The 12,047-nt window shown below is 70.5% G+C and carries 13 protein-coding genes; 6 read left to right on the top strand and 7 right to left on the bottom strand.

All coding sequences use genetic code 11. The features are described 5' to 3' along the window. Positions 1-3 precede the first annotated feature (3 nt). Positions 4-1,176, top strand: a complete 1,173-nt coding sequence (locus ASD66_RS19855; RefSeq protein ID WP_056891992.1) for a cytochrome P450 — start codon at positions 4-6, stop codon at positions 1,174-1,176. Positions 1,177-1,184: 8 nt separating this feature from the next. Then, a complete protein-coding gene (locus ASD66_RS19850; protein WP_056891991.1) occupies positions 1,185-1,655 on the top strand; it encodes a nucleoside deaminase in 471 nt (156 codons plus the stop codon). On the opposite strand, the gene ASD66_RS19845 is transcribed toward ASD66_RS19850, so the two are convergent. The 3 genes from ASD66_RS19845 to ASD66_RS19835 form a co-directional block, all read right to left on the bottom strand. Next, entirely contained in the window at positions 1,652-1,924 is a 273-nt protein-coding gene (locus ASD66_RS19845) for a DUF4031 domain-containing protein (RefSeq protein WP_056685631.1), read from the bottom strand. The two genes, ASD66_RS19850 and ASD66_RS19845, sit on opposite strands and share 4 nt — an antisense overlap. 151 nt (positions 1,925-2,075) lie before the next feature. Then, a complete protein-coding gene (locus ASD66_RS19840; protein ID WP_056891990.1) occupies positions 2,076-2,987 on the bottom strand; it encodes a DUF559 domain-containing protein in 912 nt (303 codons plus the stop codon). A gap of 162 nt (positions 2,988-3,149) precedes the next feature. After that, positions 3,150-3,695, bottom strand: a complete 546-nt coding sequence (locus ASD66_RS19835) for a hypothetical protein (RefSeq protein ID WP_056891989.1) — start codon at positions 3,693-3,695, stop codon at positions 3,150-3,152. Positions 3,696-3,797: 102 nt separating this feature from the next. Between ASD66_RS19835 and ASD66_RS19830 the strand changes: the two genes are divergently transcribed. The 4 genes from ASD66_RS19830 to ASD66_RS19815 all read left to right on the top strand — a co-directional run bounded on the left by ASD66_RS19830 (position 3,798) and on the right by ASD66_RS19815 (position 8,988). Continuing rightward, on the top strand, positions 3,798-4,952 hold the full coding sequence (locus ASD66_RS19830) for an acyl-CoA dehydrogenase family protein (protein WP_056685622.1): 1,155 nt from the start codon (positions 3,798-3,800) through the stop codon (positions 4,950-4,952). A gap of 9 nt (positions 4,953-4,961) precedes the next feature. Next, a complete protein-coding gene (locus tag ASD66_RS19825; protein WP_056891988.1) occupies positions 4,962-6,074 on the top strand; it encodes an acyl-CoA dehydrogenase family protein in 1,113 nt (370 codons plus the stop codon). Positions 6,075-6,191: 117 nt separating this feature from the next. After that, the gene (locus tag ASD66_RS19820) at positions 6,192-7,304 is read left to right on the top strand and encodes a flavin-containing monooxygenase (RefSeq protein ID WP_056891987.1); all 1,113 of its coding nucleotides are present in this window, start codon (positions 6,192-6,194) and stop codon (positions 7,302-7,304) included. After that, on the top strand, positions 7,294-8,988 hold the full coding sequence (locus ASD66_RS19815) for a LuxR family transcriptional regulator (RefSeq protein WP_235530172.1): 1,695 nt from the start codon (positions 7,294-7,296) through the stop codon (positions 8,986-8,988). The genes ASD66_RS19820 and ASD66_RS19815 overlap by 11 nt, the downstream gene beginning before the upstream one ends. Position 8,989: 1 nt before the next feature. On the opposite strand, the gene ASD66_RS19810 is transcribed toward ASD66_RS19815, so the two are convergent. The 4 genes from ASD66_RS19810 to ASD66_RS19795 all read right to left on the bottom strand — a co-directional run bounded on the left by ASD66_RS19810 (position 8,990) and on the right by ASD66_RS19795 (position 12,034). Next, on the bottom strand, positions 8,990-9,562 hold the full coding sequence (locus tag ASD66_RS19810; protein WP_156388807.1) for a DUF6318 family protein: 573 nt from the start codon (positions 9,560-9,562) through the stop codon (positions 8,990-8,992). A 132-nt stretch (positions 9,563-9,694) separates the two neighbouring features. Further along, positions 9,695-10,039: a hypothetical protein gene (locus ASD66_RS19805; RefSeq protein WP_056891984.1), complete on the bottom strand. Its 345-nt coding sequence runs from the start codon at positions 10,037-10,039 to the stop codon at positions 9,695-9,697. 49 nt (positions 10,040-10,088) lie between these two features. Next, positions 10,089-11,771, bottom strand: coding sequence for a monocarboxylate uptake permease MctP (gene mctP, locus ASD66_RS19800; protein ID WP_235530171.1), 1,683 nt, complete (start codon positions 11,769-11,771; stop codon positions 10,089-10,091). Beyond that, entirely contained in the window at positions 11,768-12,034 is a 267-nt protein-coding gene (locus tag ASD66_RS19795) for a DUF3311 domain-containing protein (protein ID WP_235530170.1), read from the bottom strand. Before ASD66_RS19795 ends, mctP begins: the two co-directional genes overlap by 4 nt. Positions 12,035-12,047: the final 13 nt, after the last annotated feature.

The raw sequence follows: 12,047 nt of genomic DNA, 5'->3' as shown, positions 1-12,047 counted from the left end.
CCCGTGAGCTTCGACCTGAGCGACCCGACCTTCGACGTCACCTCCCCCGCGGTGCATGCCGCCCGCGACGAGGACTGGTACGTCGAGACCAACCTCGGCTGGGCCGTCCTGCGCCACGAGGAGGCCAGTGCCCTGCTGAAGGACCGCCGGTTCCAGCAGGGCAATGCGAAGTGGCCGGCGCAGAACGGCATCCACTCCGGCATGTTCTCCGACTGGTGGAAGGAGACGCTGCTCAGCCTCGAGGGCGAGGACCACTCGCGCCTCCGCCGGCTGCTGATGCCCGCCTTCCGCAACAAGACCATCGCCGCGATGCGGCCCCGGTTCCAGGCGCTCGCCAACGAGCTGATCGACGGCTTCGCGCCCCGCGGCGAGGTCGAGTTCGTGAGCGAGTTCGCCGAGCCGTACGCCGCCCGGATCATCTGCGTGCTGCTCGGGCTCCCGGAGGACGACTGGGCCCAGGTCGCGCACTGGGCCGACGACCTCGGCGGCAGCTTCAGCATCGACGTGGCCAACCAGGTGCCCCGCATCGAGGCCGCACTCGACGGCCTCCGTGACCATCTCGACGCGGTGGTCGCCGATCGTCAGGCCAACCCGCGCGACGACCTGGTCACCACGTTGCTGCAGGCCCAGGAGACCGACGGCAGGCTGAGCCGGCACGAGCTGAGCGTGTCGCTGGTCTTCCTCGCGTTCGCCGGTATGGAGACCACCCGCAACCAGCTGGGCCTGGCCCTGCAGACCCTGCTCGCGCACCCCGACCAGTGGCGGCTCCTGGGCGAACGCCCCGACCTCGGCAGCCAGGCCGTCGAGGAGGTGATGCGGGTCAACCCGACCGTCACGTGGGTCACCCGCGAGGCGATCGAGGACGTCGACTTCGGCGGCCTGCACATCCCGAAGGGCGGCATCGTGCAGATGTTGTCGCACGCCTCGGGGACCGACCCGCGGGCGGTGCCCGACCCGAGCTTCGACATCACCCAGCTGCGGACGCCGCACCTCGGCTTCGGGTCCGGTGTGCACCACTGCCTCGGGCACTTCGTGGCCCGCACCGACATGGCCGTGGCGCTGCCGCTGCTGGCCAGCCGGATGCCCGACGCGGTGCCCGACGGTCCCGGCGAGTGGATGCCGGTCTCGGGCAACACCGGGCCGCTGAAGTTCCCGATCAGGTTCACCGCCTCATGACCGCCTAGCTGAGCGCGGCCGACCTGGCCCACCTCCGCCGCTGCGTCGAGCTGGCCGGGCAGGCCCTCGACGCCGGCGAGGAGCCGTTCGGCTCGGTGCTGGTCGGCCCCGGCGGCACCGTCCTCCAGGAGGACGTCAACCGCACCTCCGGTGGTGACCAGACCCGGCACCCGGAGTTCGAGCTGGCCCGCTGGGCCGCTGCGCACCTGAGCCCCGAGGACCGCGCCGGATCTACGGTCTACACCTCCGGCGAGCACTGCCCGATGTGCGCCGCCGCCCATGGCTGGGTCGGCCTGGGGCGCATCGTCTACGCCGTGTCGACGGCCCAGCTGACCGAGTGGCGGTCGGGCTGGGGTGCCCCTGACTCGCCGGTGACGCCGTTGCCGGTCGGCGACATCGCGCCCGGAGTCGTCGTACAGGGTCCGGCAGCGGAGCTCGAGGAGCAGATGCGCGCGCTGCACCACCGCTCGCTGGGCTAGTCGCGTCGCTCGGCGGCCTTCGGCCGACGCAGCCCGGCGGCCCGCAACCGGGTGGCGATCTCCCGGCTGCGCACCGGTACGGCGCCCGCGGCGACGGCGTCGTCGTAGTACTCGGCGGGTACGTCGTAGTGGTCGCGGTCGAAGCCACGCTCCGGGACACCGAGCGCCCTGGCGAACGCATGCAGCTCGTCGTAGGAGGTGTCCGAGGCCAGGTGCGACCACAGGCGTCCGCGCCACGGCACGCTCGGCGGGTCGATCAGCACGGTCACCCCCACAGCATGCCCGATCGGCTGCGACTGAGGCCGAGAGGCCGAGTCCCCCAGCCCGAACGGACCATCCAACATGCAGTTCGCCGACTTCGGCGCAGTCTCACGCTCAACATCCGGGCCACCGGGCCGAACTGCATGTCGCACGGGCCGCCTACCCGGCGCTGCGATGGCCCAGGCGCCTCTCCCGTACGGCGACCGCCCGAATCAGCTCGTCCCGGACCCAGTCCGGCTTGAGCATGACGTCCTCCCAGACGAAGCGGACCACCATCCAGTTGTCGACGACCAACCACGTGTAGCGGCGGGTGTCTGCCCGGAACATCTCCTTGCTCCCGTGGAAGGCGTAGGACTCCGCCTCGATCACGATCCTCAGGTCCGTGTCGGCCAGGTCGACCCGGTGTTGCCCGATCACCACCTGCGGCGTCACGGTGAGGCCAGGAACGCTGCGCGCGATGTGCCGCAGGCACGTCTCGAACGCGGTCGCGGCCCGGCCGTCGCCGAGTTCGATGACGCCGCGCACCCGACTACGGCAGGACCGCGGAAGCTCATCGGCGCGGGCCAACAGGTCGTCCCGCAGGACACCACGGCGCAGGGCGGCATCCACCACACACAGGGCGTCCACCTCCGGGAGGTCGCGGCAGCAGTCGAGCACGGTCTGCACCAGCGACGTCACCCGGCCGCCCGCGGCACCGCGCGTCACCGACGCAACGTCGACCACGCTGCCCTGCGAGAGGTCGCGCCACTTGAGGTCGACACCGACGCGACGTCCGGGTTCGACACGCCTGTTGCGGGCAACGGTGACCACCGGCGTGACCTCCTCACCGGGCACGAGCCGCAGATTGAGTCCCCAGAACTGGGCAGCGCTCCGACCGGAGACCACACCGCTGAGCCGGTGGGCCTCGCGCCACGCCGCCTCAAGGCCGGGGACGGCGTACCGCCCCTTGCCGACCGCCACGATCCGCTCGCGGGAGACCGCCTTCGCCAGGCTGCGCTTGGTGCAGTGCTTGCGCAACTCACCCGAGCTGGCGATGCCCCCGAGCTGCCGAAGGACGTAGAGCGGATCCACCCGCCCAGTCTCGTCGCCAGCCGGCTCAGGCGCGAACCGTTCTCCACAGGCCCATGGGCGGACCGTTCGACATGCAGTTCGCCTGATTCGGGACACAGCCAGGCGTAACGGCTCGTACTGAGACCCGAACTGCATGTTGCACGGTCCGTCAGCCTGCCAGCCTCAGTGCTCGTGGGCCGCGCGTGTCCCGAGCATGACGCCCCAGCCGATGACGGCGACGCAGAGGCACACCTGCGCCGGGACCACGAGCACCAGTGCGATCCCCAGGGAGTCCGCCGACGAGAGTGCGAATGCGGCGACCAGTGCGAGGAAGATGCCGGCGACGAAGAGGAAGGTCAGCGTCGACTGGGCCCCACCTCGCTCGGGCAACGGCAGCCCGCGTGGTGCGACCGACCGCTCCCGGCGTACGACGAGGAAGGCGGCACGTTCGTCCTGCCCCGCGAACCCGAAGCGGTAGGCCTCGCCGCCGGAGCGCAGCACCATGAGGTCGCGCTCGCCCAGGGGCACGGCGTCGTCGAGCGCCGCCCACGGCATGGTCCAGGTGCTCCTGGCGAAGCGCCACACGGCTCCGCCGTCCGTCGCGACCAGCAGTCCGGACTGTCCGTCCATCGTCACCACCCACGCGCGGGCGTCGTCGTCCCAGCCGGACCGGGCGTCGCGCACCACGGCGTCGGGGACGTTGCTGAGGTCGAGCTCGTCGAGGTTCACCTCCGCTTCCTTCCCCGCGCCGACGTCACCCAATCCCTCGCGCTCCCTTGACCCAACGGACATGATGGAGCCCGTCAGGGACGCACATGCGAGAGGTGACCGATGCAGCTGAAGTTGTCCGAGGAGGATGCCGCGTTCCGTGAGGAGCTGCGCACCTACTTCACCACCAAGATCCCCCAGGAGATCCGCGACGCCGTCGCCGCGCGGCACGAGCTCACCAAGGAGCAGATCGTCGAGGCCCAGCGGATCCTCAACGCCGGCGGGTACGCCGTGCCGCACTGGCCCGTCGAGTGGGGCGGCCGCGGCTGGACCGAGCTGCAGCGCCACATCTGGCACGAGGAGCTGCAGCGCGCCTGCGTCCCGATCCCGCTGGCCTTCAACGCCTCGATGGTCGGCCCGGTGATCGCCGCGTTCGGATCGCAGGAGCAGAAGGAGAAGTTCCTCCCCAAGACGGCGAACCTCGACATCTGGTGGTCGCAGGGCTTCTCCGAGCCCGACGCGGGCTCCGACCTGGCGTCGCTGCGTACGACGGCCGTCCGCGACGGCGACGACTTCATCGTCAACGGGCAGAAGACGTGGACCACGCTCGGCCAGTACGGCGACTGGATCTTCTGCCTGGTCCGCACGGACCCCGACGCGAAGAAGCAGGCCGGCATCTCGTTCCTGCTGATCGACATGACCACGCCGGGTCTGACCGTGCGGCCGATCGAGCTGATCGACGGCGGCCACGAGGTCAACGAGGTCTGGTTCGAGGACGTGCGGGTGCCGGCGGAGAACCTGGTCGGCGAGCTCAACCACGGCTGGGACTACGCCAAGTTCCTGCTCGGCAACGAGCGCGTCGGCGTCGCCCCCGTGGGCGCCACCAAGCGGGTGCTGGCCAACGCCAAGAAGTGGGCCGGCGACCAGCTGTCCGACCCGCTGGTGGCCAGCCGCATCGTCGAGCTCGAGAACGAGCTGCTCGCCCTGGAGCTGACCGCCCTGCGGGTCGCGGCCAACTCCGCCGACGGCAAGCCGCACCCGGCCTCCTCGGTGCTGAAGCTGAAGGGCACCGAGCTGCAGCAGGCAGTCAGCGAGCTCGTCGTCGACCTGGCAGGCTCGGCGTCCCTGGCCTCGGGCGCCGCCGACGACGCCACCGACCTCGACTTCTGGACCCGCCGGTCGACCCCGGCCTACCTCAACCTGCGCAAGGCCTCGATCTACGGCGGATCCAACGAGATCCAGCGGCAGATCATCTCGCGCACGATCCTGGGACTGTGAGGAGCTGACATGGACTTCACCTACGACGACGAACAGCAGGCCCTGCGTGACGCCGTACGCGGACTGGTCGGCAAGAAGTACGCCGACTTCGAGAACCGGCGCCGTACGGTCGCCGACGACCCGGGCTTCGACGAGGACCTCTGGAAGGCGCTCGCCGAGATGGGCATCCTCGGGCTCCCGTTCGACGAGGAGGACGGCGGCACCGGCGCCGGCCCGGTCGAGACCTCGATCGTGGCCCAGGAGCTCGGCCGGGTGCTGGCACCCGAGCCGTTCCTGTCCTCGGTCGTGCTGGCCGGCGGACTGGTCGCGATGGCCGGCTCCGACGAGCAGCGGGCCGACGTGCTCGGTGCACTGTCGGCCGGCGAGAGCGTGCTCGCCTTCGCCCACGACGAGCCCGGCGAGGCGGTGGTCGCCACCGACTCCTCGGAAGGCCGGGTGCTGTTCGGCGTCAAGGAGCCCGTGCTGCACGGCGCCCGCGCCGATCGTCTCGTGGTCAGTGCCGCGCTTCCTGAAGGCGGCACCGGGCTGTTCCTGGTGGACGGGTCCGCGACGACCCGCACCGGCTATGCGACGTACGACGGGGGTCGGGCGGCGCGGGTCACCTTCGACGCCACGCCCGCAGTCGCCCTGGGCGAAGGCGACCAGAGCACCGTCATCGCACTGGTCCTCGACGGCACCCGTGTGATGGCCGGCAACCAGGCCGTCGGCGCGATGGAGGTGGCGCTCGAGACCACGACGGCGTACCTCAAGAGCCGCAAGCAGTTCGGCGTCACGCTCAACACCTTCCAGGCGCTGAACTTCCGGGCGGCCGACATGTACGTCTCGCTCGAGCTGACCAAGAGCATCGTGGCGTGGGCGACGATGGTGCTGGCCGAGGGCACACCCGAGGAGGTCACCGACGCCGCGGCCCGGGCGTCGCTCCAGGTCAGTCGCGCGGGCCGGCACGTCGGCCAGGAGGCGATCCAGCTGCACGGTGGCATCGGCATGACCGCGGAGTACTCCGTGGGCAGCTACACCAGCCATCTCACCGCGCTCGACCACATGTTCGGCGACGGCAACCACCACGTCCGCGCGCTGGCCTCCCGGGTCGGCGACTACGACGAGGTCGACCCGCTGGCCTGACCCGGCTGCCCGATGGGTGGATGCACCCATCGGGCAGCTGAGCGGATGGGTCATCCGCCCGACGCGGAAAGAGGTCTCGCGTTCCTAGCGTGGAGCTCCCGAACCACTGGAGGAGCCATGCACACCACGCACATCGAGACCGTCATCATCGGCGCCGGCCAGGCCGGACTCGCCACCGGCCACCACCTGCAACGCGCCGGTCGGAAGTTCGTGATCCTCGACGCCGCGAGCCGGGTCGGGGACCAGTGGCGGCGGCAGTGGGACACCCTGCGGCTCTACTCCCCCGCGAAGTACGACGGCCTGCCGGGAATGCCCTTCCCGGCCAGGCCGTGGTCGTTCCCGGGCAAGGAGGCGGTGGCCGACTACCTCGAGGCCTACGCCGCGAAGTTCTCCCTGCCGATCCGCTTCGACACCCGGGTCACGGGACTCGACCCGCACCCCGGCGGGGGCTACACGGTCACCACGGAACGTGACACCTTCACCTGCGACAACGTCGTCGTCGCCACCGGCACCTTCGGCCGTACGCCGCGACTTCCCGACTTCGCCGACCAGCTCGACCCGGGGATTCTGCAGCTGCACTCGAGTGAGTACCGCCGCCCGGGCCAGCTGCGCGACGGCCCGGTGCTGGTCGTGGGCGCCTCCCACTCCGGCACCGACATCGCCTACGAGGTCGCGCAGACCCACACCACAATGCTGGCCGGGAGGGACTGCGGCCAGATCCCGATCCGCATCGAGAAGCCCGTCGGACGTGCGATGTTCCCGCTGATCGTCTTCGCGTGGCGCCACGTGCTCACCCGGCGTACGCCGATCGGGCGCAAGCTGATGCCCGAGGTCCGGTTCCACGGCGGCCCGATGATCCGGGTCAAGCGGTCCGACCTGGCCGCCCGCGGGGTCGAGCGCGCCACCGACCGGGTGACCGGCGTTCGCGACGGACTGCCGGTGGTCGGCGACGACGTGAAGGACGTGGCGAACGTCGTGTGGGCGACCGGTTTCCGGCAGACGCTCGACTGGATCCACCTGCCGATCCTCGGCGACGACGGCTGGCCCACCGAGATGCGCGGCGTCGTCGAGAAGGCGCCCGGCCTGTTCTTCTGCGGCCTGGCCTTCCAGTTCGCGTTCAGCTCGATGGTGCTCCCCGGGGTGGGCCGCGACGCCGAGTTCCTGGCCCGCCAGATCGTGCGCCGCGCCGCACAGCCGCAGAGGTCACCGCGCCCGGCCCGTGCAGCCTGAGCGAACCGGCGCGCCCGGCCCCGATCCCGCCGTATGCTCGCACGAGGAGGTTCGCGCGATGGGCGTGGTCGACGATCTGGTGCGCGCTCGGGAGACCTTCGAGCGCGGTGACTGGGCGGCCGCGTTCGAGGCCTGGACCACGGTCGCGCCCGACGCGTTGGCACCGGAGGACCTCGCCGAGTTCGCCACGGCAGCGTTCCTGCTGGGCCGGCGCGAGGTCGCCGTACAAGCGCTGCAACGGGCGTTCGGACTGCAGGTCGCAGCCGACGACACGCGCGCTGCGGTGCTCACGGCGTTCCGGCTCTGCATGACCTTCGACACCGGTGGGGAGCACCAGGTGGCCGCCGGTTGGGCGGCCCGCGCGCAACGCCTCGTCGAGCAGGTCGACGGTGAGGCCGTCGAGCGGGGCTACGTCGCGTACCTGCAGATGCACCAACGGATCGCCACCGCCGACTGGGCCGGCGCCGCCCTGTTGGCTGGGTCGGTGGTCGAGCACGGACGCCGGCACGGCGACCCGGACCTCACCGCGATCGGGCTCGCCTCCCTCGGCCGCCTGTCGATCTACTCCGGCCGGGTTCCCGAGGGGCTGGCCCTCTTCGACGAGGCGATGGTCGGAGTGGCCTCCGGCGAGGTCGGTCCGATCTTCGCCGGCAACGTCTACTGCGTGATGGTCGAGGGCTGCCAGGAGATCTCGGACCTCGGCCGCGCGTCGGCCTGGACCGCCGCCCTCACCCGCTGGTGCGCGGCGCAGCCGGGGCTCGTCACGTTCACCGGCCAGTGCGCCGTCCACCGTGGCCAGATCATGCGACTGCACGGCGACTTCGCCCGCGCGATCGAGGAGTACGACGCTGCGGTCGAGCGCTACCTGGCGGCGGACACCCCAGAGGCCGCCGGACTTGCGCTGGCCGAACGCGGCGACGTCCTGCGGATCATGGGCGACCTCGACGCAGCGGAGGCCAGCTATGACCGCGCCGCCGACCGCGGGTTCGAACCCCAGCCCGGGTTGGCGTTGCTGTGGTCGGCCCGCGGCCGGGACGAAGCGGCCTCCGCGGCGATCCGCAGGCTGCTGGCCGAGACGCCGGACCCGGTGCACCGGTCACGGCTCCTCGAGGCCGCCGTCGAGATCCTGCTGGGCACCGACCCGGAGGAAGCACGCGGGCTCGCCGTCGAGCTCGAGCAGGTCGCCGCCGACTTCGGGTGCGAGGGCCTGCAGGCGATGGCGGCCCACTGCCTCGGCCGGGTCGAGCGGGCGGCCGGCGACGCGTCGGGCGCGTTGCCCTACCTGCGCAAGGCCGCCGCCCTGTGGGGCGCGATCAACTGTCCCTACGAGGTGGCGCGGGTCGACGTGCAGGTCGGCCTCGCGCTGCGTCAGCTCGGGGACGTCGAGAGCGCCACGCGCGCACTCACCCACGCCCGGCGTACGTTCGTCGAGCTCGGTGCGCGTGACGCCGCGGAGGCGACGTCCCGACTGCTCGAGCCGGCCGGCCTTCCGGACGGCCTCACCGGCCGGGAGGTCGAGGTGCTGCGCCTGGTCGCCGCCGGTCGCAGCAACGCACAGATCGCCGCCGAGCTCGTGCTCAGCGAGAAGACGGTGGCCCGGCACCTCAGCAACATCTTCACCAAGGTGGCCGTGGGTTCACGCACCGCCGCGGCGGCGTACGCCTTCGAGCACCACCTGGTGTGAGTCAGCGCCGCCTGCGCCTCTCCTTCTCCGTCGCGCCGTCGCGCTTGTCCTTCACCGGCACGAGCTCCAGCGACTGCACCCGCCAGGTGCGCTTGTGCCGCACGAGGGTGAACCTGATCGGCGCCACTCCGGGCTTGATCTTCTCGACCTGTCCCTTGCCCCGCTTGATCTTCACCGGGTAGCGGATCACGAAGAACTTCACCTGCGCGGTCTTCTCGCGCTTGTTCATTCGCACCTCCATCGGCACACTCTCGATGCCCAGCGAGGTGACCTTCGCCTTGCCCTCGTGCGCGGCCTCCATGGCGTCGGCCAGCGTCGCGCAGGCCACGCAGTCCGGCGTGCTCAGGCCGCGGACGATCTTCGTCCTCCCCGTCCGCAGGCCGTAGTTGTAGGCGTCGATCCAGTAGCCGACGAAGTACTTCGCACCCGACTCGGTCATGCTCATGTTCTTCGGGATGGGCGGCGGCCCGCCGGGCTTGGGCACGTCGACCCGACTGTCGACCTTCGCGCCGGTCTGCGGCGGGTCCTCCGCGCAGCCACCGAGACCCAGTGCGCCAAGAAACAATGCACCCATCGTCAGCATGCTGGCCAGCGATGTGCCGCGGCCTCGGCCGAGAACCATGTCCGCCCTCTCGTGGTCTGTTGTGGGGACTCCCGGACCAACGCAGGAGACGCCGGTTCGTCACGGGTGGCGCGCACGACAGCGTCAGACCAGGCGGTCCCCGACGGGAACCGGAAGCGTGAACGTCTCGTGGTCGCCACCGATCGCCTGGGCCGCGCCGAACTCGTCGTCGACCACGGTCACCCACTCGCGGGTCACCTCGACGATGCGCACGCGGCGGCGGTTGCCGTCGTCCACCAGGGTGTGCGGCTCAAGGAGCATCGCGAGCCCGCGCTCCTCGAGGACGTCCTCCGCCTCGACCCACTCCCCCGGACCGGCGACCGGCCGGCCGAGGATGTCGAGTGCCTGCCACAGCTCACCCGCGGCGACGACGTAGCCGACGGTCTCGCCGTCCTCGCGCTTGTGGGGGTACCACTCGTCTCGAGACATGTGGGGAGCCTAGGCGGCTCCCCACCGCACGTCATCCGGGAATCGGTCCTCAGATCTCCTCGGCCCCCAGCGTCTTCGGGTTCTCCGCCAGGTCCTTGCGCACCCGCGGGTCGTCGGCGTCGGCGTGGTAGTCGTACGCCGTGGTCTCGTCGGTGCCGTTGTCGACCTTGCCGGCCCGCAGCAGGACCGTCGCGGCCACCGTGACCAGGAGGTTGAGCACGAACGCGGTCAGCGCGATGTAGCCCAGGTCTCCGATCACCGGCATCACGTCGAGCGATCCACCGAAGTGCTTGCCGGTCGCGGGGTTGACGACCTGGTAGGCCTGGACCGTGCCGTAGACCATGCCGACCGCCCAGCCGAGCAACAGCGCCCACTTGTGGAACCAGCGCGTGTAGAGGCTGAACACCACCGCCGGGAAGGTCTGCAGGATCCAGATGCCGCCAAGCAGCTGGAAGTTGATCGCATTCTGCTTGTCCATCGTGAAGACGAAGACCAGCGCGAACGCCTTGACCAGCAACGACATCAGCTTGGAGACCTTGGCCTCCTGCTTGTCGGTCGCCCGTGGGTTGATCCACTCCTTGTAGATGTTGCGGGTGAAGGTGTTGGCCGCTGCGATCGACATGATCGCCGCCGGCACGAGCGCCCCGATCGCGATCGCCGCGAACGCGACCCCCGCGAACCAGGCCGGGAACGCGTCCTCGAACAGCTGCGGGATCACCAGCTGCGCATTGGGTTCGCCGTCCAGGCCGACCGGCTTGGTGCCGGCCGCGATCGCCACCCAGCCGAGCAGGGCGAGCAGCCCGAGCACGAAGCTGTACGCCGGCAGGATGGCCGCGTTGCGACGGATCGTGTTGCGACTGCTCGACGAGAGCGACGCGGTGATCGAGTGGGGGTACATGAACAGGGCGAGCGCGGACCCGAGCCCGAGCGTCGCGTAGGCCCACATCTGGCCGTCACCGGGCACGAACGAGCCGGTCGGCTTGCCGGTGGTCTCGCTGGTGGCCGCCATCTTGTCCTCGGCGGCACCGAATATGTGCTCCCAACCGCCGAACTTCGTGGGCAGGTAGATGATCGCCACGATGATCACGAGGTAGATCAGGGCGTCCTTGACGAACGCGATCATCGCCGGCGCCCGCAGGCCCGACGTGTAGGTGTAGGCGGCCAGGATCACGAACGCGACCAGCAGCGGCAGGTCGGCGGCCAGCCAGTTGTCGCCGCCACCGACACCGGCCACCTCGAGCACGGCCTGGATGCCGACGAGCTGCAGCGCGATGTAGGGCATGGTGGCCAGGAAGCCGGTGACCGCGATCGCCAGCGACAGCTCACGCGAGCCGTAGCGCCCACGCACGAAGTCGGCGCTGGTGACGTAGCCGTGCCGGTGGCTGACCGACCACAGCCTGGCCATGAAGACGAAGATGATCGGGTAGAGCACGATCGTGTAGGGCACCGCGAAGAAGCCGGCCACCGAGCCGGTCGCGAACATCGCCGCCGGCACCGCCACGAACGTGTACGCCGTGTAGAGGTCGCCGCCGAGCAGGAACCAGGTGACCCAGGTGCCGAACCGGCGTCCCCCGAGGCCCCACTCGTCGAGCGAGTCGAGGTTGTCACCGCGGCGGAACCGGGCGGCACTGAAGCCGAGCACGGTCACCACGAGGAACAGGATGATCAGCACTGCGAGGGCGACGCCGTTGACTCCGGTGTCGGCCGCCATCACGGTCACGTCCGCGCTCACTTCAGCACCTTCCCGTTCTGGCCGCGTGCCGCGAGCACCAGGCGGTGCGCGGAGTAGGTCATCGCGGAGCAGAGGAAGACCCAGACGAACTGGTACCAGAAGAAGAACGGGATGCCCCAGAGGCGGGGCTCGATCTTCGCGTAGCTGCCGACCCACATCAGGGCGACGACCGGGATGAGGAGGAGCACTCCTGCGGCGACGAGCATGAACTTGTTGGCGGGCGGGACGACGCGCGTCTCCCCGGAATCCGATCCGAGTGGCATGTGACCGACGTTA

Origin of the sequence: Nocardioides sp. Root151 (assembly GCF_001427925.1) — a bacterium.
Taxonomy (GTDB): Bacteria; Actinomycetota; Actinomycetes; order Propionibacteriales; family Nocardioidaceae; genus Nocardioides.
Note: the sequence above shows the minus strand (reverse complement) of the source record. Positions and strands in the feature narration are given on the sequence as shown.